Genomic DNA, 26,989 nt, shown 5'->3' with positions numbered 1-26,989 from the left:
GCAGGAACGCCTCGGCGTCCGCGTCGAGCGGGGAGCGCCCGGCCAGGACGAGGCGGGCCCGCCGGTGCCGGGCGAGGTGGAGCGCGAGGGGGCGGCCGAGTCCGCCGAGCGCGCCGGTCATCAGGTACACGCCGTCGGTGCGCAGCCGGGGTGCGGCGGCCGGCGCGGGGCCGGCGGCCTCGGTGAGCCGGCGGGCCCGCCGGGTGCCGTCGGCGTCGTAGCGGATCTCCTGGCCGCCGGGCACGGGTGCGGTGAGTTCGGCGGCGATCCGCCGGACGTCCTCGGGGCGGGGGCCGTCGTCGGCGGGGCACCCGGGCAGGGTGAGCGTGGTGAAGGCGTAGGCGGGGTGCTCGGCGGCGACGGACCGGCAGAAGCCGCCCAGGGCGGCGGCGGCCGGTGCGCCGGCCGGGGCCAGGGAGACCAGGCGTACGGACGCGCCGGGGACCCTGCGGGCCAGGGCGGTGGTGAGCGCGCGCAGGGTGTGGAAGCCCCGCTCCAGGTCCCCGTCGGTCACGGCGGCTGCGGTGGCGGACGGCGCGGGGGTCCGGGCGTGGAGGACGGCGTCGTACGGCGGCCGGGAGGGGCCGGGCTCGGCGAGGGCGTCCAGGAGCCGCGTGTGGTGGTCGGTGTCGGCGGGGTCGAGGACGAAGCGGTCCTCGCCGTCCCGGCGGAACCCCTCCCCCGGCAGCAGCCGTACGAGCCGTGTCCCGGGGCCCAGTTCGGCACCGAGCGCGTCGGGGAGGGCGTCGTCGTCGGCGAGGACGAGGAGGGTGCGCGGTGGCCGTCCGGGGGCGGGCGGCGGGGCCGGCGCCCACCTCGGGTGGAGGGTGACGACCTGGTGGCCGCCGTCGGCCACGGGGCGGACGACGAGCCCGTCGACCCGGGCCGTGATCCGGCCGTCGTCGGCGGCGAGGACGAGGTCGACGACCTGGGGGCGGCCCTGTCCGTCGGTGGCCCCGGGCCGCACGCGGACGTGCGCCCAGCACCCCTGGCCCGCCGCCCCGCCCGGCCCGGCGCCCGCGATCCGCACCCGGGCCGCGGCGAACGGCACCCGGGCCCCGCCGGGGGCGTCCGGGTCGTCGAGGGCGACCAGCGCCTGGAACGCCCCGTCGAGCAGCGCCGGGTGGAGCCGGTAGCCGTCGGCGGGGTGTGCCGGGTCCCCGGCCGCGTCCGGCCGCAGGCGGGCCAGCGCCTCCCCGGCACCGGCGCGCACGGACTCCAGCACCCGCAGGAGGGGCCCGTAGCGCAGTCCGCGCCGGTCGAAGCGCTCGTAGCAGGCGGCGCCGTCGAGAACGGTCTCGCAGGCCGCGGTGACCGCCGCCACGTCGAGGGTGCCGAGCCCGGCCTCCGCGCCCGCGTCCAGGACCCGGCCCCGGACGTGCGCCGGACCGCCGCAGTCCGCCGCCGGGCCCGTGTGCGCCGGGTCGGCCGTGGTGACGGTGAAGTCCGCCGTGCCCGCCTCGCGGGACACGAGGGTCACGTGGAGCACGGTCTCGCCGCCGGGCTCCACCGCGACCGGCGCCTCCCACACGACGTCGTCGAGCGCCGGGGCGTCGAGGCCGGACCGGACGGCCGCCGCGAGCACCATCTCCACGAAGGCGGCGGCCGGGAGCAGGGCCCGTCCGGCCACGAGGTGGTCCCGGACCCACGGGGAGGCCGGGTCGAAGCGGGTGGTGAACCGCTGGCGGCCGAAGACGGAGGTGTTGCGGCCCAGCAGCGGGTGCCCGGTCGTGGTCCGGGCCCCTTCGCCGGCCGCGCCGGAGTGCCCGGTGGTGGTCCCGGCCCCCGGGGGCGGCGCGGCGTCGGTGAGGTCCGGCCAGTGGCGTTCGGGCAGGAACGGGTAGCCGGGCAGGCCCGCCCTGGGCGGGGCCGGGGTGTCCAGGGGGCTCCAGTCGACGGGTTCGCCGCGCACCCAGCGGCGGGCGGCGCCGTCGAGCCCGTCGGCGCGCGCCGGTACCGGCTCCGTCCCGGCCGCCACCGGGGCGGCGGTGCCGAGGACGAGGCCGTCGCCGGTTCCGTGGCCGGCGAAGTCGCGGAGGCGGGCGACGAGTTCGCCGGTGCCGCGGACCACGAGGGCGAGCCGGTGCGCGAACGCCTCGCGGCCCTGACGCAGGGTGTGGGCCGCGCCGGCCAGCCACGCCCGGTCCTCGTCCGGGCCCGCGGCCCGGCGTGCCGTGTGGTCGGCGAGCGCGGCGGCCTGGGCGCGCAGGCGTTCCGCGTCGGGAGCCGAGAGCACGACGAGGTGCGGCCCCCCGAGCGCGCCGGGCGGTACGGGCCGCGGAGCCGGGGGCTCCTCGACGACGAGGTGCGCGTTGGCGCCGCCCGCGCCGAAGGAGCTGATGCCGGCCAGGCGGGGCAAGGGGGCGCCCGTGTCGTCGAGCAGCGCGGGCCAGTCCTCCAGGGTGCGCTGCAGGCGCAGCCCGGCCGCGTCGAAGTCGATGTGCGGGTTGACCGGCTCCGCGTGCAGTGAGGGCACCAGGCGGCGGTGCCGGAACTGGAGGATCACCTTGGCGAGGCCCGCGATGCCCGCGGCGCCCTCCAGGTGGCCGATGTTCGACTTCACCGAGCCGATCGCGCACGGCGGCCGGCCCTCCGGGCGCGGGCCGAGCGCGCGGGCGAGCGCCCTGATCTCGATCGGGTCGCCGAGGGACGTGCCGGTGCCGTGCGCCTCGACGTAACCGAGGTCCCGGGGCGCGATCCCGGCCCGCCGGCACGCCTCCGCGACGAGGCGGGCCTGCTCGGCCGGGTTGGGCACGGTGTAGCCGTTGGTCCTCCCGCCGTGGGCGAGGGCGCTGCCCCGGATCACGGCGTGGACCCGGTCCCCGTCCGCGAGGGCATCGTCCAGGCGCTTGAGGACGACGGCGCCGACGCCCTCGCCGGGCACGTAGCCGTCCCCGCCCTCCCCGAAGCTGCGGCAGCGCCCGTCGCTGGAGGCGTACCGCCCCTGGCTGAGGTCGATGTGCTTGGCGGGGTGCAGGGTCAGGTTCACGCCGCCCGCGACGGCCGCCTGGAGGTCGCCGCGCGCCAGGGCCTCGCAGGCCAGGTGGATCGCGGTGAGCGAGGAGGAGCACATGGTGTCCACGGCCATGCTGGGGCCGCGGAGGTCGAAGAAGTACGAGAGGCGGTTGGCGAGGGAGGCGTAGGAGGAGCCGAGGTGCAGCGGGTTGCCGCGCACCGCCTGTTCGGCCTGGAGCAGTTGGTACTGGGAGTACATGACGCCGACGTAGACGCCGACGGCCGTCCCGGCGAGGCGGTCCCGGGTCAGGCCGCCGTCCTCCAGGGCGTGCCAGACCTCCTGGAGGAGGAGCCGTTCCTGCGGGTCCATCCGTTCGGCCTCGCGGGGCGAGAGGTGGAAGAACCCGGCGTCGAAGGTGTCGACGCCGTCCAGGAAGCCGCCCCACTTGGTGTAGCTCTTGCCGGGGACGCCGAAGCGGGGGTCGAAGTGGCGGGCGTGGTCCCAGCGGTCCGGGGGGATCTCGGTGACGCTGTCCCGGCCGTCGCGCAGGTTCTCCCAGAAGACGTCCAGGTTCTCGGCCTGCGGGAACCGGGCGCTGATGCCGACGACGGCGATCCGGGTGTCCCCGGTGGCGCGGGCGCGTACGGGCCCCGGCGCGAGGTCCGCCGAGCGCGCGGGGGGCGCCTGCGGTGGGGCCGCCGACGGGGCGGGGGCCGTGCCCGTGCGCGTGCCGGTGCCTCCGCCGCCCGGGGCGCCGGCACGGGCGTCGGGCCCCGTCGGCGGGAGGAGCGCGGCGACGGCCTCCGGGTGGGTGGCCGTCAGATGCCCGGCGAGGGCGCTCACGGTCCGGTGCTCGAAGAGCAGGGTCGCCGGGAGCGCGCCGAAGCGGTGCTCCAAAGCGCGGACCACGTTGAGCGCCATCACGGAGTCGAAGCCGTAGCGGTCCAGCGAGGCGTCGGCCTCGACCGTGTCCACGGGGACGCGCGCCTCGTCGGCGACCAGTCCGCGCAGCCACTCCACCAGGTGGGCGGCCGGCTCCGTGCCGGGTGCCGCCGGTGCGGGGGTGGCCGGGGCGGTGCGGGCCGAGGTCAGCAGGCGTGCGGCCTCCTCCACGCCGATGGCGCCGGAACGGATGCCGCTCAGCAGGGCCTTGCGGCCCGTCGGGTCATTCTGCAAGGAGGGCCTCCAGGGCCGATTCGGCCTCGCTCTCGCCGATCTCCCCGTCCCGGAACCGGCGGAGCAGTTCCGTCAGATCGCCGGCGGGAGACGCGGCGGCGCCGGCGTCGGGCATCTTGATCGTCAGTCGTTCGAGCGAGAGCAGCGGACGGCCCTCCTCGTCCAGGAGCCGGATGTCGAAGGTGGGGAGGGCGGGGGGAGAGCCGGGGCCGGACGGTGCCGGGTGGGCCACCGCGTGGACCAGCACGGACGGGGGCAGGGCCCGGTCGGGCGGGACCAGCGCGCCGAGCGCGACGGGCAGCAGCGGCCGGGACGGCGCCAGGGCGCGCAGGGACGGCATGGCGGCCAGCACCTGGAGTGCCCCGTCGGCGAGGGAGGGGTGCAGCCGGTAGTCGGCACGGGTGCCCTCCAGACCGGCGGGGAGGGTGAGCCGGGCGAGGACCTGGTCGTCGCCGGTCCGCAGGTCGCGGACGCAGGCGAGGGCGGGACCGTGGCGCAGTCCCATGCCGGACAGGAAGCGGTAGTGGTCGGCGACCGGCACGGACCGGGGGCAGGAGCGGCGCAGGGCCGGGAGGTCGGCGCGTGGGACGTCCTCGCCGGGGCCGCGGGGCTCCAGCGTGCCCCGGGCGTGCGCGGTGTCGCCGGAGCGGATCTCGAAGCGCGTGGCGGCGCCGTCGGGTTCCAGGCGCACCGTCACCCGCAGGGGGGCGCCGTCGGCCACCAGGGGGCGCAGCCAGCGCAGGCGGGTCACCGCGTCGGCGCGGACTCCGCAGAGCCGGGCGGCCTGCAGGGCGAGTTCGGGGCCGAGCACGCCGGGCAGGGTGGGCCGGTCCTCGACCCGGTGGTCGGTCAGGTAGAACTCGGTGCCGCTCAGTTCGGCCTCCCACACCTCGGGTCCGGTGCCGGCCGGGCCGACGCGTGCGAGGCGGGGGGCGGCGTCGGTGTCGGCCGCGTAGACGGTGTCCCGTTCCGTGAACCAGTACCGGTGCCGGTCGAAGGGGTAGGTGGGCAGCGGTGTCCGGCGGACGGTCCCCTCCGGCCAGAGCGCCCGCCAGTCCACGTCCTGGCCGGCCAGGTACCGGGCGGCGGCCCCGGCCAGGACCGGGTCGTCGGTGTCCGGTACGGCGCCGGAGGCCCCCGCGGCGTCGTCGGCACCGGCGGCGCGCAGGCGGGCGGTCAGCTCCGCCCGGTCGCGCACCACGAACACGGCCCGTTCCCGGAAGTGGTCGCGGTGCAGTTGGAGGGTGGCGGCGACCTCGGTGAGGGAGACGGCGGCGCCCTCGCCCTCCAGCCAGTCCGCCAGTTGGGCACGGCGGGCGGCGAGCGCGCCGGGCGTCCGCGCGGAGAGCGGGACGGCGACCCGCGTCCGCTCCGCCAAAGGCGCCGGACGGTCCGCCGGCGGCTCCTCGAGCACCAGGTGGGCGTTGGTCCCGCTGAAGCCGAAGCTGCTGACCGCGGCCCGGCGGGGCGCGCCGTCCCGGCCGGGCCAGGGGGACAGCTCGGTGACGACGCGGAAGGGCGTGTCGGGGAAGTCGATGAGGCGGTTGGGGGTCCGGTAGTTGGCCGACGGGGGCAGCCGGTCGTGGCGGAAGGCGAGCAGCACCTTGATGATCCCGGCGATGCCCGCGGCGGCGGCCGTGTGCCCGATGTTGGCCTTGACCGATCCGATCGGGCAGAACGCCTTGCGGTCGGTGTGGTGGGCGAAGGCGTTGGCCAGTGCCTCGATCTCGACGGGGTCGCCGAGCCGGGTGCCGGTGCCGTGGGCCTCCACGTAGCCGAGGGTCTCGGGGCTGATGCCGGCCCGTTCCCAGGCGGCCAGTTCGACGGCGGTCTGGGCGGCGCCGCTGGGCGCGGTGATGCCGTTGGTGCGGCCGTCCTGGTTGATCGCCGAGCCCTTGACGACGCCGTGGACGTGGTCGCCGTCGCGCAGCGCGGCCCGCAGCGGTTTGAGGACCAGCGCGCCGACGCCCTCGCCGGGCCCGAAGCCGTCGGCGGAGTCGTCGAAGGTCTTGCAGACGCCGTCCGGCGCCAGCATCGTGCCGTTGCTGGCGACGACGAAGTAGTCCGGGGCGAGCGTGAGGAAGACGCCGCCGGCCAGGGCCGTCTCGCACTCGCCGGAGAGCAGGCTGCGGCACGCGAGGTGCACGGCGACCAGCGAGGACGAGCAGGCGGTGTTCACGGCGAGGCTCGGCCCCTTGAGGTTGAGGAAGTAGGAGATCCGCGCCGCCAGCACGGACGCCTCGTTGCCCCAGAAGGACTGGGCCTCCTTGAGGACGCCCGCCCTGTTCATCCGGGTGAGGTACTCGCTCGGGCCGACCCCGACGAAGACGCCGCAGGGCCGCCCCTCCAGCGCGCCCGACGGGTACCCGGCGTCCTCCAGGGCCCGCCACGCCTCCTCCAGGAACAGCCTCTGCTGCGGGTCGGTCTGCGCGGCCTCCTTGCCGGACATGGCGAAGAACGGCGCGTCGAAGGCGTCCACGTCGTCGAGGAAGGCGCCCCGCGAGCAGTACGTGGTGTCCAGGCGGGCGGGGTCGGGGTCGTGGTAGCGCTCGGCGGGCCACCGGGAGGGGGGCACCTCGCCGGCCGCGCACACGCCGCGGGCGAGGTTGTCCCACAGTTCGGCGAGGGTGGCGGCGCCGGGGTACCGGCCGGACATGCCGATCACGGCGATGTCGTCGTCCCGGGCGGGACCGGGGGCGGGGGCCGTGGCGCCCGGGGAGGTGCGGCGGGCGCGGGGGCCGGGCCCGGCATCCCGCTCCGGGGTCTCGCGCTCCGGGGTCTCCCGCTCCGGGGTCTCCCGCTCCGGGGTCCCGCGCTCCGGCCGGGCGGTCCCGTGCGCCGCCGTGGCGTCGGGGTCGGGGACGGTGACGACGACGCGGCCGATGGTGCCGCGCTCCGCCTTCCGGGCGTACGCCTCGGTGACGCGGTCGAACGGCACCACGTGCGCCACGTGCGGCCGGACCGTACCGGCCGCCAGGTGCTCCGCCATCGTCTCCAGGCACGGGACCCGCCGCTCGGGATGGCGCAGGAAGTACTTCTTCGTGTTGAAGCTGTGGAAGCTCTGGTTGTCGATCATCCGGGACAGGTCGAGGCCGCCGGCCGCCTGCAGGCCGAAGACCGCGATCTCGACGTACCGCCCGTCCGGGGCGAGCAGGTCGAGCCCTTCCTGTGTCGCCCCGTTCCCGAGGGTGTTGACGACGACGTCGGCCCCGGCTCCCCCGGTCCGGCGGCGCACCTCCTCGACGACGTCGTACCGCTCGTGGTCGATGGGGTCGGTCACGCCCATCCCGGCGAGGTGGGCGACCTTGCGCGGGCCGCCGGCGGTGGCGATGACCTCCGCGCCGGCGGCCCGCGCGAGCTGCACGGCCACCAGCCCGTTGGTGCCGGTGGCGGCCCGGATCAGGACCCGGTCGCCGGCCCGCACGCCGGCCCGCTCGAACGCGAGCCACATGGCGAGGAAGGCCACGGGCATGCCGCACGCCTCCTCGTGGGTGAGGCGGGCCGGCTTGTGCACCACGAAGGTCTCGTCGGTGAGGACGACGGACGCCTGACCGCCCATCTCGGGCCGGGTGAGCGCGATGACCTCGTCGCCGGGCCGCACGCGCCGCACGCCGGGCCCCACCCGGCGGACGACGCCGGAGACCTCCACGCCGGGGGTGAAGGGGAAGTCCGGCATCATCGGGTAGAGGCCCTTGGCCGCGAGGAAGTCGGAGAAGTTGACGGGGAACGCCCGTACCGCCACCTCGACCTCCCCGGGTCCCGGGGCGACAGGCTCGACCGGCACGACGGCCAGGTCCGCCGGGCTGCCGGGCCGTTCGAACCGGACCGCGCGGAAACCGCCGCCGGCCACCGCGCCCGGCGCGGCCGTCCCCGGGGGTTCCGGGGGTCCCGGGGGTCCCGGGTGGTCGCCCCCCGGGACACGGTCCTGCGGGGCCGTCGTCACCCCGGCCGGTGCCGCTTCGGCCGGTACCGCCCCGGCCGGTGCCGGGCGCAGTCGCTCCTCGACGGCGCCCGGATGCCGTTCGGCGACGAAGGCGGCGAGGTCCCTCACCGTGGGGTGGTCGAAGACGGCGATCGTCTTGAGGACGATGCCCAGTTCGCGGTTGATCCGGTTGATCAGCTCGACGCCCACGATGGAGTCCACCCCGTACGAGGACAGGGGCCGGCCGGGCTCCAGTTCGGCGGCGGCCATGCCCAGCGCCTCGGCGGCGAACGCCGTGATCAGCCCGGCCACCCGCCCGGCCGCGTCGAAGGCGCCGGACGCCTCCGCGGCCGGGGGCAGGGCGGGCGCGGTCACGGGGCCGGGGCCCGCGCCGGCGGTCCCCGGTACGGTCACCGGGCCGCGCCCCGCGTCCGGGGTGTCCGGCGCGCCCACCGGCCCGGGGCACGTGCCGGCGGCGTCCGGCACGGCCGTGATCACCCGTTGCGACAGCGGGCCCGCCGTGTCCGCCTCGCCCCGCACCTCGACCGCGGTGAAGCCGGTCCACGCGAGCCGTCGCCGCCACATCTCCTCGTCGAGCAGCGGTGAGCAGGGCAGGCGCCGCTCGGGTTCGGTGTGCGCCCACCAGCCGTCCAGGAGCCCGAAGGTGACGGTGTGGAAGCCGAGCATCCGGGTGACCTCGGTGAGCAGCAGCCGTCCGGACGGGCGGAGCAGGGCGCGTGCCCGGCCGAGGGCGCCGTCCAGGTCGGCCACCGCGTGCAGCACGTTGGCCGCGATCACCACGTCGTGGCCGCCCGCCTCGAAGCCCTGTGCCTCGGCGGGGCGGGCGATGTCGAGGGTCCGGAACGTCATCCGGACGCCGGACCGGCCGGGCAGGCGCTGTCCGGCCTCGCGCAGGAAGCGCACCGACACGTCGGTGTAGTCGTAGTCGGCCTCGATGCCGGCCGTGTGCAGGGCGTCCACCACCTCGGTGGTGGTGGCTCCGGTGCCCGCGCCGATCTCCAGGACGCGGGGGCGCCGGCCCGGGGTGCCGGTCGCGCGGAGGTGGTCGACGACGTGCGCGGCGAGCAGCCGGTTGCAGTGGTCGACCAGGGGGCTGCCCCGGTAGACGGGCGCCACCCGCTCGCCGGAACCGTCCGGGAAGAGCACCTCGGTCGGGGAGAGCGCGCCGGTGAGCACCCGCGGCAGGCCGTCCAGGCAGGCGCCGACGAGGTCGAGGCGGGCGCCCAGTTCGGGGTGGGCGGACCTCAGCGCGGCGGCCCGCCCGGCCCTGGCCCGGCTCCCGCCGGTACCGGCGGGAGCCGCGAGGTCTGCGGTACCGGCGGCGGCCCGCGCGGGCCGGAGGCCCGCCGGGTCCGGGACGCGGGCCGTGGCCCGGACCCGGTCGCCGTCCCGTACCGCGTGGCCGCCACGGACCAGTACCTCCACGAGCCCGTCGACCAGCCGCCGGTGCCGGGGCGGGGCGCCGAGCGCGCGGGCCGGCTCCGTCACGTGGTGCTCCTGTCCGGGGCGCCGCAGCAGCCCGGCCTCCCCGAACAGGCCGCGCACCTCGCCGGCGATGAACTCCTCCAGCGCCCGCTCCGCGGCGAGGTGCCGGGCCGCGCCGGTCATCAGGTCGGCGGGGCGGGGCACGGTAGCGGCCGGGGCGGCACGGTCGTCGCGCACGCCGATGCCGTGCAGGACGTGGTCGTCCGCGTCGAGGGCGACGATCTGCCGTCGGCCGGAGGCGAGGACGCGTTCCAGCGCGGCCATGCCGTCGGCCGGTTCGATGGGCCGGAACCCGCGCGCCCGCAGTGCCTCGCGGTAGCGGGGCGCGGCCACGGCGCCGACCTCGCCCCAGACGCCCCAGTTGACGACCTGGACGGGGTGGGCGGCCCGGCCGGCGAGTTCCCGGGCGTGCGCGTCCTGGGCGGTGGAGGCGGCAGCGTAGTTTCCCTGGCCCGCCGAGCCGGTGAAGGACTGTACGGAGGACAGGAAGAGCAGGAAGTCGAGCGGTTCGTCGGCGAAGAGTTCGCCGAGGACCTCGCTGCCCCGGGCCTTGGGGGCGTAGACGGCGTGGAACGCCTCGGCGTGCATGCGCTCCACGAGGGAGTCCCGCAGCACCATCGCCGCGTGGAAGACGCCGTGGCAGGCGCCGAACCGGGCCCGGCCCGCCTCCACCGCGTTCCGCAGGGCGGCCGGGTCGGTGACGTCGGCGGGGACGTAGAGGGCCTGGCCGCCGAGTTCCGCGACGCGGGCCACGAGACGGTCGGTGTCCGGGCCGGGGGCGGCCCGGCCGATGAGCACCAGCCGGGCGGCGGCGGACTTCGCCAGGTGCTCCGCGAGGGTGCCGCCGATGCCGCCGGTGCCGCCGACGATGAGGTAGGTGCCGCCCTGCCGGTACACGGGCCGGCCGGGGGCGGGCAGCGGCACCGGGCGCAGCCGCTTCACGAAACGGCGTCCGGCGCGCAGCGCGACCTCCTCGCCGGCGCGCTGGGCGGGCTCCGCGAGGAGGGCGTCCACGGTCCCGTCGGGCAGGCCGGTCCCGGGGGCGGGGGGCGCCGCGAGGTCGACGCAGCCGACGTCCAGGTGCGGGTACTCCTTGGCGAGGGTCTTGCAGAGGCCGCCGAGTCCCGCGGCGCGGGGGTTGCCGGTACGGGTGCCGTCCACGTCGTGGACGCCGGCGGTGACGACCCTCAGCGACCGCAGCGCCGGCGTCCGGTCCGTGTCCGACAGGGCCTTGACGAGGCGGAAGAACATGTCGACCGGGTCGGCCGGGTCGTCCGCCGGGTGCCGGGAGGGCGGTCCGGTGAGGTACCAGACGTGCCGGAACTCCCCCACGCGGGCGAGGAGTTCGCGCAGTGCGGTGTCGTCGCGGGCATCCACCTCCCAGGCGCCGTCCGCGAGAAGGCGGGTCGGGGTGCCGGGGGCCCCGAGCCGGACACCGCGCACGGACGGGGCCCGGGAGGACAGTGCGCGGTCCAGGCCCAGACAGTCGGCCGTGTGGACGAGGAGGGTCCCGTCCTCCGGTGCCCGGGGCGCCCGCGTGCCGTCGGGCAGGGGCTGTTCGCTCCAGTGGGGCTCGTGGAAGAAGCGGTCGAAGCGCGGCGCGTCGTGGGACGCGGGCCTGGTGTCCCCGGTGTGCCGCTCGCGGACGGTGACGCCCCGCAGCACGGCGTACCGGCGCCCGGTCTCGTCGAGCACGCTCACGTCGGTCCGCCCGTCGGGGGTCCGGCGCACGTGGACGTGTCCCGTGCCCGGCAGCGGCTCCCCCAGGTCGGCGGAGTCCAGGGCGAACGGCAGCCGCGTCGGGCCCCCGCCGTCCGGGCCGGCCAGACCGAAGGCGCCGACGGCCTGGAGGGCGGCGTCCAGCACCGTGGGGTGGAAGCCCGGATCGCCGGGCACGGAGCCCGCCTCCGCCGTGTCGTACGCGGCGAGGACGTCGCTCTCGCCCACCCGGACCTCGCGCAGGCCCCGGAAGAGCGGCCCGTACTCCAGGCCGGCAGCGGCGAACCTCTCGTACACCTCGTGCCCGTCGAGCCGTGTGCCGCAGCGCCGCCGCAGCGCCGCCAGGCCGGCCGGCGTTCCGTCGGCGCCGGACGGGCCGGGCCGCTCCTCCCAGGTGCCCCGGGAGCAGGTGACGGGCGGCGCGTCCGTGCCGGACGACGCGACCACCTCGTACTCGACGCGGCCGTCCTTCTCGCGGAGCCGCACCTCCGCCTCCCGGAACCGGCCCGGCCCGACGTCCAGAGGCCGCAGCCAGACGGCCCCGACGAGCCGGAAGGCGCCCGTGCGACGGGTGCGGAGCGCCGTGTGGGCGAGGGCGAGGTGCGCCACGCCGGGCAGGACCGGCCGGCCGTGCACCAGGTGCTCGGCGACCAGGCGGTCCGAGGCGTCCAGCCGCACGCGCAGGGTCCAGGTCCGCTCGCGGCCGGCGGCGCCGGGGACCCAGTACCGGGTGCGGGCGAACGGGTGCGGCGGCAGGGAGAGCCGGCGGGGCGGTTCGCCCGGGTACAGCCGCTCCCAGGCGACGTCCGCGCCCTCGGTCCAGCACCGTGCCACGGTCCGCGGGTCCTCCCGGTCCGGGTCCGGGAGCGGGGCGGCGGGCGTCTCGGCGTCCCCTGCGGTGACACCGTGCCAGGTCCGCCCGTCCCGGGCCCCGCCGCGGGCGAAGGCCGTGAGGGAGGCGGCGAGGTCACGGGCGTCGTCGCAGACCACGGCGAGCCGGTGCTCCCGCCGTTCGCGCCCCAGTTGGAGGGTGTACGCGAGAGCGCGCAGGTCGACGGGGGCGGCGGGGCGCGCGGGGGCGAGGCGGCCGACGATGTCCTTCACGGACGACGCCGCCGACGGCTCCGCTCCCCCGCCGGCCGGTCCGTACCGGTCCGCGATCCACTCGCGCAGGGTGCCGAAGGCGACCGGCCCGAGGCCGAGGTCGCCCAGCGGCTCGTCGGCCGGCACCTCCTGCGGGAGCACGCCGAGGGCGTCGGCGACGAGGGCGGTCAGCTCCGGCTCGGCCCCGTCGGCGCCGGAGCCGGCCCCCGCGTCGGCGGCGGCACCGCAGGCGCCGGGACCGGCCGTGCCGCCGGCCACCGCCGAGGCCATCCGTCCGGCGTACTCGCGCAGTTGCTCGCCGGTGCGCGCCGACAGCACGAACACCCGCTCCGGGCTCCGGCCGGGCGGCGTGACCCGCGGGGTGTGCGGGAGGTGTTCCTCCAGCAGGACGTGTCCGTTGGTGCCGCCGAAGCCGAAGGAGCTGACCGCGGCGCGGCGGGGCAGTTCCCGCCCGTCGGGACCGGTGCGCCGCGGCCAGGGCTCGGTCGTCCGGGGGATGCGCAGCGGGCCGCCCCGGAGCTGGATGTGCGGGTTCGGCTCGCGGATGTGAGGGCTGCCGGGCAGCTTGCCGTGCTTCATGGCCAGGATGGCCTTCACCACTCCGGCCATGCCCGCGGCGGCCTCCAGGTGGCCGATGACCGGCTTGACGGAGCCGATCGCCGTGCACGGTTCGGTGAGCCGGGGCAGCCCGGCGCGGTCGCGCAGTTCCCGGAACGCCTTCTTGAGCCCGTTGATCTCGATCGGGTCGCCGAGCGCGGTCCCGGTGCCGTGCATCTCGACGTATCCGACGGTCTCCGGGTCGACGCCGGCCTCCTCGAAGGCGTCGACGATCAGGGAGGACTGGGCGTTCGGGTTGGGGGTGGTGAGGGTGTTGACCCGGCCGCCGTGGTTGACGGCGCTGCCGCGGATGACGGCGTGCACGTGGTCCCCGTCGCGTTCGGCGGCGGACAGCGGCTTGAGGAGCAGGGCGGCGACGCCCTCGCCGCGCACGTACCCGTCGGCGGCGGCGTCGAAGGTCTTGCAGCGCCCGTCGGGGCTGAGCATCCCGGCCCGGGAGAAGGAGACGTAGATCGTCGGGGAGAGCAGCAGGTTGACCCCGCCGACGAGGGCGGCGTCGCAGCTTCCGGCGCGCAGCGACTCGACCGCCGTCCGCAGCGCGACCAGGGAGCTGGAACAGGCCGTGTCGATGGGGAGGCTGGGGCCGCTCAGGTTCATCAGGTACGAGACGCGGTTGGCCAGGATGGCGTGGAACAGCCCCGTGGTGGTGTACGCCTCGGTCGGTACGCCCGCCTCGCGCAGCAGGTCGTAGTACTCGTGCGTGGCCACGCCGACGAAGAGACCGGTGCGGCCGGCCGCGAGGTCGCAGGGCCGGTAGCCGGCCTCCTCGACGGCCCGGTGGGCGGTCTGGAGGAAGAGCCGCTGCTGCGGGTCCATCAGTTCGGCCTCGCGCGGCGAGACGCCGAAGAACCGGGCGTCGAAGGTGTCGACCTCGGGGAGGAAGCCGCCCCACTTGCTGACCGTGGTGCCCTCCCGCCGCCCGGTCGGGTCGTAGTGGTCGCGCCAGTCCCAGCGGTCGGCGGGGATCTCGGAGATCAGCTCGTCACCGGCCTCGATGTGCCGCCAGTAGGCGTCGAGGTCGGGGCAGCCGGGCATCTCGGCGTGCATGCCGACGATGGCGACCGGCTCGGGACCCGCGGGGGCGGGCTCCGGGGGGAGGGCGGCGGGGGCGGCTTCCCGGACGACGGCCGTCGCGGACGGGGCGGGACGACCGTAAGAGGACGACGGCGCGGGGTGGGCGGGAGAGGCGGCCGGTGCGGGGTGGGCGGCAGAGGCGGCCGGCGCGGGGTGGGCGGTGGCGGCCGGGGCCTGGACGTGGCGGCCGATCTCGTCGGGGAAGGTCTCCAGGAAGTGGTCGGTGAGGTCGTCGACCGTCGTGTACTCGAAGAAGGTGGCCGGGGTGATGTCCAGGCCGAGCCGTTCGTTGAGCCGGTTGGCGAAGCGGCTGAAGGTGAGCGAGTCGAAGCCGTAGTCGCCGATCGCGGCGGCCGGGTCGATGCGCGCCGGGTCGAGTTTGACGATGGCCGCGGCCTCGTCGGTCAGGACGGCGCGCAGGGCCGTCCGCGATGCCGGTGCCGGATGGTTCACCGTGTCCTCCCCCTGGTCGGCGGGGTGCCCGCCCTCGGCGGGCCCGCCGTCCCCTTCCTCCCCGAGCCGCCGGCCCGTGTCCCCGGGGGGCTCCGTGCCGAGCAGCGCCGCCACCTTGGCGCCGTCCCCGCCGACGAACAGGACGGGACCGGGCGGCCCGTCGAGCACGGCGTCGAGCGCGGCCAGCGCCGGCTCCGTCTCCAGCGGCTCCAGTCCGAGGTGGGCGCGCAGCCAGGCCCGCACCTCGTCGTCGACGGTCATCCCGCCGTGTCGCCACAGTGGCCAGTTCACCGCGGTGGTGTGTCCCCGGCGCGCTCCTTGCCGGCACTGTTCGTCGCGCCACCGGGCGAACGCGTCGAGGAAGCCGTTGGCGTAGGCGTATCCGGCCTGTCCGGCGCTGCCGAGCGGGGCGGCGACCGAGGAGAACAGGCAGAAGGCGTCGAGGGGCTGTCCCCGGGTGGCGGCGTCCAGGTGGACGGCGCCCCACAGTTTGGGCGCGAGCACCTCGCGGAGCCGCTCCGGGTCCTGGTGGACCAGGTAGCCGTCGCGCAGCACCCCGGCGCAGTGGAAGACGCCGTGCACCTCGCCGAAGACCCGCTCCGCCGCGCGCACCGCGTCGGCGGCGCCCTCGGGCCGGGAGGTGTCGGCGCGTACGTAGTGGGCCTCGCCGCCGTCCTCGGCGATCCGGGCGAGGAGCGCGTCGACACGCTCGTCGTGGGGCGAGCGTCCGGCGAGGACCAGGCGGGCACCGTGCCGGCCGGCGAGCCGGCGGGCCACCAGGGAGCCGATGCCGCCCGCGCCGCCGGTGACGAGATGGACGCCCCGGGGGCGGAGCACGGCCCCGCCGCCGGTCGGTGGTGTGCCGTGGGCGGTCCAGGTCCGCACGGTCCGCCGGCCGTCCCGGTGCCGGATGTCGGTGAACCGCCCGGTGATGCTGTGCAGTTCGGCGGCCAGCGTGCGCGCGGCGGTGGTGTCCTCGGCCAGGCCGGCCAGTTCGGCGGCGGGCAGTTCGACGAGGGCGGTGGAGAAGCGGGCGCTCTCCCGGGCGAGGGTGCGCAGGAGACCGCCGAGCGCCGCGTAGCCGGGCTGTTCCCCGCCGGTCCCCGGGTACGCGCACACCAGCCGGACCGGGCTGTGATCGCCGGACCGCAGCACGGCGCGCACCAGGTGGAACAGGGGCAGCAGCCCGTCGTCGAGTTGCCCCCGTACCGCCTCGGCGGCGCCGGTGAACGCGGTCGCGGGCAGGGCGTGGACGATGCCGAGCCCGGCCTCCCGGCCGCGCGCCCCGCCCGCCGGCCCGAGTCCGGCCGCCTCCGCCACCAGGCACTCGACGTCACCGGCGTGGTCCGGGCGCAGGGTGACGGTGTGCCGGCCGCCGCCCTCGGCCGCCCGGTGGAACGCGGCCCCCGGGGTGACCACGACGCTCGCCCCCGTGGCGCCCCCGGACGCGACGGCCGAGGCGAGGGCGTGTCCCGCGGCCGGGGAGGGCGCGAGGACGAGAACCCGGCCGAACGACCGGTCCCCGTCCGCCGGGGGTCCGCTCGGCGTCCAGACCGGGCGGAAGAAGGTCCCGGCCGGCCGGCCGTGCGCGGGCGGGTCTTCGGGAGCGGGGACGGCCGGGCGCCGGGGCCGCAGCCAGAAGTCGCGGACCGTCAGGAGGACCCGGCCGTGTTCGTCGCAGAGCCGCACCTCGATCTTCTTCCCGGCCTCCGTCCACGCGCGGACGACGACATGGGCGTACCCGCGGCGCGGGGTGCCGTGGGCCGCGTCGAGGGACCCGATGGTGAACGGCAGGTGCAGCCGCCCGCGCCCCTCACGCCGCTCGATGAGCCACAGCGACGCCTGGAGCGCCGAGTCCAGCATCGCGGGATGCAGGACGAAGCGGTCCGCGCCGTTCTCGGCGGCCTCGGGCAGCCGGAGTTCCGTCAGCGCCTCGTCCTCGCTCCACCACACCCGGCGCACCCCCTGGTAGGAGTCCCCCAGGCCGAGGCCGAGACCGTGCACGAGGGCGTAGAACTCCGCGGCGCCGGCCCGGTGTCCGCACCGGTCCCGGACGGCGTCGAGGTCGACGGTCCGCTCGTCGTCGGCGGGTTCGGGGGCGGCGGTGTCGGCCCTGCCCCGCCCGTGCACCCGGCGTCCGCCGTCGCCGTCGACGCTGTACACCTCGTACGACCAGCCGTCGGCGCCCGGTTCCAGGCCCAGGTGGAAACGGGCGGGGGCCGGGACGGTCAACGCGTGCGCCCAGACGTTGTTCCGCAGGCGCACGGCGGGCCGCCCCCGCAGGCGGGTCGCCTCCCTGACCATCTCCAGGTACCCCACGGCGGGGAAGACCGGCACACCGTCGACCCGGTGGTCGTCGAGGAAGAGCTCCTCGCCGGTGAGGTCGGTGAACGTGCCGCCGTCGGCCTCCGAGACACCGGTCACGAAGGGGTGCCCGGCCGGGCCCGGGTGGGCGGCCGGCGCGTCCTGGCCGGCGGCCGGGCGGTCCGCCTCCACGTGGCCCTCGGGAGGAGCCGGGCCGTCGCCGGCCCCGGGGGCGTCCCCCCGTACGGTCTCGGGCAGCCAGTGCCGTTCCCGGGCGAACGGGTACGCGGGCAGGTCCACGTGGCGCAGCGGCTCCGGGTGGAGCCGCGCCCACGGGACGTCCGCGCCGGCCACCCAGCACTCCGCCAGCCGGGCCGGGTCGCGGGAGGCCAGGGCGTCGGCCACCGCCTCCCGCGCCTCCCGGCGCTCGTGCGCCGTGCGCCCGGCCGAGGTCCAGCAGCGGTCGGCCGGCTGCCGGCCCCCGGCCACCTCGGCCAGGCGCCGGGCGAGTTCGCGCGGGTCAAAGGCGAGCAGCGCGACCCGCTCGGGCAGCGGCTCCCGGCGGATCCGGAGCTGGTGGGCGACCTCGGAGAGGCGTACGTCGGCGGGCGGGTCGGCGAGGTGCCGTGCCAGGTTGGCGCAGTGCTCGCGGAGCCGCTCGGGGTCCTTGGCGGAGACGACGATCAGGTGCTCGCCGTCCGGGGCGCCGCGCGGTGCCCGGGGGCCCCGGTACTCCTCGACGATCACGTGGGCGTTGGCCCCGCCCGCGCCGAAGGAGCTGATGCCGGCCCGGCGGGGCAGCTCGCGGCCGTCGGCACCGGTCTTCCGGTGCCAGGGCGAGACCTCCCGCTGGAGGCGGAAGGGCGTGCCGGCCAGGTCCAGCCGCGGGTTCTCCCGTTCGGCGTGGAGGGAGGGCACGAGGGTGCCGTGGCGCAGTTGCAGCAGCACCTTGGTCAGCCCGGCGATGCCCGCGGCGGACTCCAGGTGACCGATGTTGGTCTTGACCGATCCCAGGGCGCAGCCGTCGCCCTCCGCCGCTCCGTGGGCCGGCACGTCCTGGAACGCCTGGGCGAGTCCGGCGATCTCGACGGGGTCGCCGAGCGCGGTGCCGGTGCCGTGCGCCTCGACGTACCCGACCGCGTCGGGTGCCACCCCGGCGTCGCGCAGCGCGGCCCGGACCAACTCGGCCTGGGCGCGCGGGTTGGGCACGGTGAAACCGCTGGTGCGGCCCCCGTGGTTGACGGAGGTGCCGCGGATCAGGCCGAGGACGCGGTCGCCGTCCGCGAGGGCGCGGCGCAGCGGCTTGAGGAGCAGCGCGCCCGCGCCCTCGCCGGGCACGAACCCGTCGGCGGCCTCGCCGAAGGCGTGGCAGCGTCCGGTGGGCGACAGCATCCGCATCTGGCAGAGCCAGCGGTACTTGGCGGGGTGCAGGTAGAGGTTGACGCCGCCGACGAGGGCCATGTCGCACTCGCCCCGGGCCAGGCTCACGCGGGCCAGGTGGACGGCGTGCAGGGAGGAGGCGCAGGCGGTGTCGACAGGCATGCTCGGGCCGTGCAGGTCGAGCCGGTGGGAGACGCGGTTGGCGACGGACCACGGGGTGGAGGTGGGGATGACCGGATCGTCGGCGTTCCACCGTCCGGGGCCCCACAGCAGGTACGTCTGCGTGGTGACGCCCGCGAACACCCCGACCCGGCGCTGCGCGGGGTCGTCGGGGTCGCCGAGGCGGTGCGGCGGGTATCCGGCGTCCTCGAAGGCGGACCAGGCGACCTCCAGGAAGATGCGCTCCTGTGGGTCCATCACCTCGGCCTCGCGCGGTGAGACGTGGAAGAACAGCGGGTCGAAGCGGTCGACGCCGTCGAGGAACCCGCCCGAGGGGCAGTAGATGCCGCTGTCACCCGGCAGGTCCCCGGTGGCCGGCAGTCCCCAGTCGCGGCGCCGGTCGGGCGGGATGGCGGTGACGCAGTCGCGTCCGGCGGCGAGGTTCCGCCAGAAGGCGTCCAGGTCGGGGGCCAGGGGATAGCGGCCGGCCATGCCGATCACGGCGATGGCGTCCGGATCCGCCGCTTCCGCCTCCCCGTCGGCCCGCGCGGCCGGGTCCGCCGTCGCCGTGACGACGTGGCGCGGCGCGGGGACGGCACCGTCGGGGACCGGGGCCGCCGCTCCCCCGTCGCCCCTCCGCGGAGCGTCGTCTCGCCCCGTCTCCGTCTCGCCGGCGGACCACGCGGCCAGTTCCGCCGGCCGGTGCGCGGCGATCCGTTCCGCGGCCTGCGCCAGGGTGCGGCACTCGAAGAGCAGCGTCTGCGGCACGGGCCCCAGGTCCCGCTCCACGCAGGCGTTGAACTGGGTGACCCGGATCGAGTCGATGCCGTACTCGTCGAATCCGAGGTCCGGGTCCACCTGGTCCGGTGCGACGCCCAGCAGGTCGGCGAAGACGCCGGTGAGGTACCGCACCGCCCGCTCCCGTGGCTCTCCCGGCCCGGCTTCGGCGGGGTGCTTCCCGGCCGGCCCCGGTTCCTCCCGCCCGCCGCGGAGCAGCCGGGCGGCGCCCTCGGCGGTGGCGTGGACGAAGGCCCGGTGCCCGGCGGGACCCGCCAGGACCCGGTCGAGGGCGGCCAGCCCGGTCCGTTCCGGCAGCGGGAACACCCCGCGGTCCGGCCGGAAGACACCCCCGTTCCCGTCGGCGACGGTCATGCCGCCGCCCTCCCACAGGGGCCAGCCGACGGCCACCGTCCGGCCGGAGCGCAGCCCCCGGCCGCGCAGGCGTTCCCGCTGGTCCGCGAAGGCGTCCAGAAAGGCGTTGGCGGCGGCGTAGCCGGTCTGCCCGGTGTTGCCGCAGACGGCGACCACGGAGGAGAACAGGACGAAGAAGTCCAGCGGGTCGTCCCGGGTGGCCCGGTCCAGGTGCGCCGCGCCGAGCACCTTGGGCCGGAACACCTCGCGGACGTCGTCCAGGCCCTTGCCGGCGAGCAGACCGTCCCGGAGCACGCCCGCCGCGTGCAGCACCCCGTCGATCCGGCCCCACCGCGCGCGCACCCGGGCCGCCACCGCGTCCGCCTGCTCCGGGTCGGCCACGTCGGCGCGGAGGTGGACCGCCCGGGGGTCGTCCCCGCCGAGGAGCCCGGCCAGGGCGGCCGACGGCTCCCCCGGCAGCGCGGACCGGCCGACCAGCGCCACCCGGACGCCCTCGGTCCGCAGCAGGTGCCCGGCCGTGATCCGGCCGAGCCCGCCCGCGCCGCCGCTGATCAGGTACACCCCGCCCGGCCGGACGCCCGGGTACGCGACCGGGCCGCCCTCGGCCTCCTCGTACCGCGCCACGCGGCGCACGCCGCCCGCGACCCGGACCGTGTCGTCCTCGCCGCCCCACTCGGCCGCCGCGCGCCGCCACACGTCCGGGTCGGCCGGTCCGCCGTCCACGGTGAGCGTGCGCAGCCGCACCCGGGACGTCTCCCGGCGCAGGGCGCGGGCGAACCCGCCGAGCGCCGCCGTCTCCGTCTCCCCCTCCTCGGCTGCGGCGGTGCCCGCCGGACGGAGGCAGACGATCTCGGTCCGGCCGTCCTCGCGGGCGGAAGCGGCGGTCTTGGCCAGCAGGAACGCGCCGTACACCGTCTCGCCGAGCCGTTCGTCGAGGTCCGCGCCGGGCCGGGGTGCCACCAGGTGCACGATCCGGGAGGGCGGCTCGCCCTCCGCGGCCAGGGCGGCGAACAGCCGCCTCCAGTCGTCCTCCTCGGTGGCCCGCACCGTCCGGGCGCCGGTGGCCTCGTCCCGTCCGTACGCCGTGCCGAGCCGGACCCAGCGCGGCCTGTCCCCGGGCAGTCCCTCGCGGACGGCCTCCCGCGACTCCTCGTGGTGGCGCTCCGGTACCACGATCAGCACGGGTCCACGGGCCGGGGGCCGCCCCCCGGGCGGCGGTGCGTCCAGCAGGCGCCGGGACACCTCCCGGAGCGCGACGCCGTCCCGCCGTACCGGAAGGTCACGGTCCGCCCCGGACGCCTCCGGTCCCCCCGTACGCGGCGGGGCCTCCGCGGTGTCCGGCGCCCGCTCCAGGCGGTGTTCGCTGCGCACGAACTCGGTCGTCGGCAGGGACAGCACCCGGCCCGGCGCCCCGGTGCGGGTGCGCCGCCAGTCGATGCCGACGCCGCGCAGCCACAGTTCCAGCAGCGGACCGGCGAGCGAGTCGGCCATCGCCCCGGGCCCGTCGACGACGACCTCGGCGGCGGACGCCACCGCCCCGACGGCGAGGACCGCCTCCGCCGCGTCCCCCGGCGCGTCCGCCGCCGGGGCGGCGGCCCAGGACCGCAACTCCCCGACTCCGGTGGACGGCGCGGAACGCGACCGCAGCAGCGGGCAGCCGTCCCCCTCCACGGGAATCCGTCCGAGGCGCCCCCGGGCCCGCTCGGCGACGGCCGCCGGCGCGGTGCCGTCCCCGAGGACCAGGGCGACGGCGTCCTCGCGGGTCAGGACGTCGAGGGCCAGCAGGTCCAGGATCTCCCGTGCCTCGGCGTTGCCCGTCTCCCGTTCCCGTTCGATGCCCCACTTCCGGTGCACCAGGTCGAGCGCGTTCTGCACGGCGAGCACCCGGAGGAGGGCCGTCTGCCCGGCGGGGTCCCGGGCCGCGCGGCGCCACCCGTCACCGTCGGCCGGCAGCCGCGTGCCGTCCCCGCCGCGCTCGGCCGACAGGCGGTCCCACTCGCGGAGATGGCCCCGGAAGGTGTGCTGGCCGTCGGCGAGCCGCGCCGCCCGCCCGTACAGCGCCGCCGCCTCGTCCGCCCCGACCCGCAGCCCCTCCCGGAGCGCGGTGAGGTACTCCGCGTCCAGCCGGTACGGCGGCAGGACGCGGCCGGTGGCCGGCTCCGCGAACGCGATCCGCGGCGCCCGCATCGGCGCCGGGCCCCCGGGCTCCTCCCCCCGGGCGAGCGCGGCGGCGTCCCCGACGTCCAGCGCCCCGACCGCCGCGAGCGCGGGCCACACGCCCGCGCCCCGCCCGGTCACCGTGCCGGGCGCGAAACCGGCGTCCAGCAGCGCACACACCGTCAGGTGGGTGAAGAGGAAGGTGTGGTCCGGGCTCCCGCCACCCCGGCGCAGCTCCCGCAGCGCCGCCGCGCTCTTCGGGGAGTGGGCGCGCAGCCCGGCCACGGCGTCGGCGTACAGCGGTGAGGCGAGGAGCCGGGCCAGACCGCGCCGGGGCGGGACGGCGAGCGGCCCGACGACGAGGCGCCAGGGACCGGGGACGGCGGCCGGGGCCGGGGGCGCCGACGTCAGCAGCGCGGCGATGTCCGCGCTGTCGGAGACCAGCCCGCCGAAGCGGTACGGGAAGTGCTCCCGGCCGGCCGCGAGGGTGCGGCAGACGTCCGCGACCGGCTGCCCGGTCCGGCCGCCGCCCGCCGCGTCCTCGCGCCAGCGGGCGAGCAGCAGTCCCAGGGAGCGGGGGCTGCGGGCGGAGAGGAGGAACGGGTGCCGGACCCGTTCCGGACGCCGGCCGCGGCCCGGCGGCGCGGGCGGCGCACCGGCCGCGCCGCCGCCCGGCTCCGTGTACTCCTCGACCACGACGTGCGCGTTCACCCCGCCCATGCCGAAGGAACTGACGCCGGCGCGCAGCGGCCGTCCCTCCCGGTGCGGCCGCCAGGGGACGCTCCGCCGGGTCACCTCGAACGGGCCGTCCGCCCAGCGGATCAGCGGGTTGAGGTCGCGGATGTGCAGGCTCGGCGGGACGGTCCGGGCGCGCATCATCATCAGGACCTTGACGAGCCCGGCGACGCCCGCGGCGGCCTCCAGGTGCCCGATGTTGGGCTTGACCGAGCCGATGCGGCACCAGCCGGTGTCCGGTGACGCGGGCGCGTAGACGCGGTGCAGCGCCTCGACCTCGATCGGGTCGCCGAGCGAGGTGCCGGTGCCGTGCGCCTCCACGTAGGTGACCGTGCGCGGATCCCAGCCGGCGCGGGCGAGCGCGGCCGAGACGACCTCCCGCTGCGCGTCCACGCTGGGGGCGGTGATCGTGCCGCCGCGGCCGACGTGGTTGACGGCGCTGCCCGCGAGGACGCCGTAGACGTGGTTGCCGTCCCGCACGGCGTCCGCCAGCGGGCGCAGCAGCACCATGGCGACGCCGTCGCCCGGTACGTAGCCGTCGGCGTCGTGCGAGAAGGTCTTGCACAGGCCCTCGGGGCTGAGCATGCGCGCCTTGGAGAACGTGAGGTACTTCCACGGGTGCAGGTTGAGGCTGACGCCGCCGGCCAGGACGTAGTCGGCCTCGCCGTCGAGCAGGGCGCGCATCCCCGCGTGGAGGGCCACGAGCGAGGAGGCGCAGGCGGCGTCGACGGAGACGCTGGCGCCGCGCAGGCCGAGGGTGTGGGAGACGCGGTTGGCGAGCAGGCCGTCGTAACCGCCGAGGCCCGAGTGGCCCTCCACCGGGGCGCCGTCCCGGCCCGCCTCCTGGAGGTGGTCGCGGGCCATGACGCCGACGTACACGGCGGTCCGGGCGCGGCTCAGTTCGGCGAGGGGGATCGCGGCGTCCTCGACGCAGTGCCAGGTCTCCTCCAGGACCAGCCGCTGCTGGGGGTCCATCAGCGCGGCGTCGCGCGGGGAGAGCCGGAAGAAGGCGTGGTCGAAGGCGTACGGGTGGTCCAGCAGGCCGCACCACTTGCTCACGGAGGTGTCCGGCGAGGACGGGTCGGGCGAGTAGTGGCGGGCGGTGTCCCAGCGGTCGGCGGTGATCTCGCGGACCGAGCAGAGGCCGGCGTCGAGGTTGGCCCAGTAGGCGCGGTGGTCGCGGGCGCCGGGCAGCCGGCAGCCGATGCCGACCACGGCGATCCGTCCGGCGGTGCCCTCGGCGGTGTCCCGGCGGTGCCGGGCCGTGCCGGTCACCGGCGGGCCTCCGCCGCGTGGGCGTCGCTCAGGTGGCGGGCGGTGGCCTCCATGAGGAGCACGCCGATCTCGTCGACGTGCCGGGCGCGCCAGTCCTCCAGCCCGGTGCCCTTGACCCACTGGTTGAAGGCGCCGAGCGCGGGCCCGCAGTGGACCTGGAAGTCGACGCGGCTGTCGGCCGAACCGGCCATGGCGGCCCGCTGGCTGTGCCCGAAGTACCAGCGGAAGACCAGCGCCATCCGGTGCTTGGGGTTCCGTTCGGCCTTCTCGAGCTCCGCGGGGTCCCGTTCCGCGAAGAACTCCCGGGTCTCGCGCCACACGTCGGCCAGCGGCCTGCGGAAGTAGCGCTGTTCCATCAGCGCCCGGGTCTCCGGGTCGATCTCCTCCAGCGACCCGTGGCGCCGGTACAGCTCGTGGAGTTTCCTGGCGCGCGCCGGGAAGAACACGCCGCGTTTGAGCACCTGCACCTGGGCGCCGAGTTCGAACATGTCGCCGGCCGGCGCGTAGTCGGTGTCCTGGACGTCGATCTGCTGGAGCATGTCCTTGGCCAGGTCGCTCATGTCGGCCTCGACGGTGCACTGGTTGATCGACCCGGTGAGGACGAAATCGGCGCCGAGCAGGAAGGCCGCCGCCGCCGCCTCGGGGGTGCCGATGCCTCCGGCCGCGCCGACGCGGACCCGGTCCGGGTAGCCGAACCCGCCCGTGATCCGGTCGCGCAGCCGCTGCATGGCGGGGAGCAGCACGAGGAGGTTGCCCCGGTCGGTGTGGCCGCCCGAGTCCGCCTCGACGCAGAGGTCGTCGGCCATGGGGACCTGGGAGGCGAGCGCGGCCTGTTCGGCGGTGACCAGGCCCTCCTGTTCGAGGAGGCCGACCAGTCGCTGGGGTGGGGGGCTGAGGAAGCTCTCGGCGACCTCCGGGCGGGAGACCTTGGCGATGAGGCGGTGGGTGATGCGGACCTCTCCGTCGGGTCCCTTGGACAGCCCGCTCAGCCGGTAGTGGACGAGCGCGCGGGTGACCTTCATGAAGGCGGACGCCTCCACGGTGCGGATGCCGCGGGAGAGGAGGAGGCCGACGGTGTCGTCCTCGACGGCGGGCAGGGTCGGGTTGTGGACCAGGTTCACGCCGAAGGGGGCGCCGGGGCCGAGTGCGGCGGTGATGCGGTCGATGGCCGAGGCGATGCGGGCCCGTTCCAGTCCGCCGCTGCCGAAGAAGGCGAGGAGTCCGGCGCGGGCGGCGCGGATGACCAGGTCCTCGGAGGCGATGCCGCGGTACATGGAGCCGCACGCGTACGCGTACCGGGTGCCGTAGGCCGTGCGGAACGCCTCGCTGCCGAGGCTGCGCGCGTCCGGGGCGGCGTCGGCCGGCCGGTGGCCGGGTTCCGCCCGGCCGGTGCCGGTGCGGGTGGGCCGGGTGGCCCGCGCGGTGGTGGTCGCCGGGCGCGGGGCGGGGCTCCGGCGGATGCGGTCGACGAGCCGGGTGAGCACGGTGCCGGGCCCGGTCTCCTCGAAGTCGGTGACGCCCTGTGCCAGGAGGTGCCGGACGCTCTGTTCCCAGCGGACGGGCCGGACCAGTTGCTCGGCGAGCGCGTGGCGCAGGCCCTCGGGGGTGTGGGGGCGGCCGGTGACGTTGGCGATGACGGGGACGGCCGGCGGGGCGAAGGCCGTCGCGGCGAGGAACGCCTCGAATTCCCCGCGGACCGGTTCCATGGCGCGGGAGTGGAAGGCGCCGCTCACCTTGAGCGGGAGGAAATTCCTGGCGCCGGCCCGCAGGAAGGCGTCCCGGGCCCCGTGGACGCGTTCTCTCGGTCCGGAGAGGATCAGTTGGCCGGGGGAGTTGTGATTGGCGATGTCGACGTCGGTGAGGCCGTTTTCCGTGAGCACCGTACGGACCTTCTCGTCGTCGAGTCCGATGACGGCGGCCATGCCCCCGTCACGGATCTTGCCCATCAGCCGGCCGCGTTCCCTGACGAGGCGGAGTCCGGTGAGGAAGTCGAAGGCGCCCGCGGCGAAGAGCGCGGTGTATTCGCCGAGGCTGTGCCCGGCGAAGAAGTGGGCACCGTGCCAGCCGCCGCCGGCCCGGTCCAGGTGGGAGAGGGCGCAGACGGTGTACAGGGCGGGCTGGGTGAATTCGGTGGAGTCGAGCCGGCGGTCCGGGTCCTCCCGGCAGAGTTCGGCCACGGAATAGCCCAGTACCTCGTCGGCGCCGGCGACCAGTTCCGGGAAGCGGGGGAACAGGGCGGCGCCCATTCCGCGGGACTGCGAACCCTGGCCGGGAAAGATGATTGCCTTCATGCGCTCTCGCTCTCCACGGTGTGCCGGTTTTCCTGCCGCTGGACGTCGGGGGCGCCGGGCGACCTCCCGCAGGCGTTCCAGGCTCTGTCCTTCGCGGGCGAACGGGTCGACGAGTGCGAGGGAGGCCGACCGGGATCCCGGCGCGAAGTTCCGGGTGGCGAAGTTGGCCATCGTGGCGGACGGCCCGAGGTCCAGGTAGAGCGAGGCGCGGCCCTGGTTCTCCAGGTGTCCGACGGCTCTCCGGAAGTCGATCGGTTCCCTGACCATGCGCCAGAAGTGGTCGACGCGCACGTCGTCGAGGGCGGTCCCGGCGGCGCAGGAGACGAAGGGCACGTCGGGCGGGCGGACCCGGAGTCCGGCCAGGGCCCGGCGGTAGGGCTCGGCCGCCACGTCCATGAGCCGGGAGTGGAAGGCGTAGGTCACGGGCAGCCGTTGGCAGAGCCGGCCGTCGGCCCGCAGCCGGGCCTCGAACCGCGCGACCTCGTCCGGTTCCCCGGTGAGGACGAAGTGCCGGTCGAAGTTGACCGCGGCGAGTTCGAGGTCACCGGTGAGCCGCTGGTCCAGCGGTCCGTCCTCGCCACGCGCCCGGTACGTGCGGATGTCGTCGAGGACGGCGATCATGCCGCCCGGCGGACAGTGCCGGTCCACCAGGCGGACCTGCTCGGCGAGGGAACGCGCCAGTTCCTCGACGTCCAGGACGCCGGCGGCCGCCGCGGCGGCGAACTCCCCCAGGCTCGCGCCCAGGACGTGATCGGGCCGGACGCCCTCCGCGCGGAGCGTCTCGACCAGGGCCAGTTCCACCATGAGGATGGCCGGATGCGTGTACGCCAGCGTGTCGAAGGGGTGGGCCGCGGTGCGGTCCTCCCGGTAGATCTCGTTCAGTACCCCCGGTAATCCGGCATCGCCGAAGACGGTGTCCAATGACCGCATCGTGCGCGCGAAAACCGGGTGGGCGCGATATAGTTCCCGAGCCATCCCGTAATACTGGGACCCTTGCCCGGAGAACAT

At 76.8% G+C, this 26,989-nt stretch carries 3 protein-coding genes (1 of these 3 only partly in view); all 3 read right to left on the bottom strand.

The window, feature by feature from the left end:
- Tightly spaced (each overlapping or abutting the next), the 3 genes in view from VM636_RS27780 to fabD form a layout consistent with a single transcriptional unit that may run on beyond the window.
- Positions 1 to 4,132, bottom strand: partial view of an SDR family NAD(P)-dependent oxidoreductase gene (locus VM636_RS27780; RefSeq protein WP_053913131.1) — the beginning only. Its footprint begins 9,296 nt before the window's first position; the window shows 4,132 of its 13,428 coding nt (coding positions 1–4,132); it begins with the start codon at positions 4,130 to 4,132; the stop codon falls past the left edge of the window.
- Positions 4,122 to 23,690, bottom strand: a complete 19,569-nt coding sequence (locus VM636_RS27775; protein WP_338485950.1) for an SDR family NAD(P)-dependent oxidoreductase — start codon at positions 23,688 to 23,690, stop codon at positions 4,122 to 4,124. Before VM636_RS27775 ends, VM636_RS27780 begins: the two co-directional genes overlap by 11 nt.
- Positions 23,687 to 26,989: an ACP S-malonyltransferase gene (fabD, locus tag VM636_RS27770; RefSeq protein WP_053913133.1), complete on the bottom strand. Its 3,303-nt coding sequence runs from the start codon at positions 26,987 to 26,989 to the stop codon at positions 23,687 to 23,689. The genes VM636_RS27775 and fabD overlap by 4 nt, the downstream gene beginning before the upstream one ends.

It is taken from the genome of Streptomyces sp. SCSIO 75703 (assembly GCF_036607905.1).
GTDB lineage: Bacteria > Actinomycetota > Actinomycetes > Streptomycetales > Streptomycetaceae > Streptomyces.
This window is presented reverse-complemented; position numbering and strand designations above follow the sequence as displayed.

Excerpts from the sequence above, each read along its gene's own strand:
- fabD (WP_053913133.1), bottom strand. The coding sequence starts at position 26,989 with ATGTTCTCCGGGCAAGGGTCCCAGTATTACGGGATGGCTCGGGAACTA.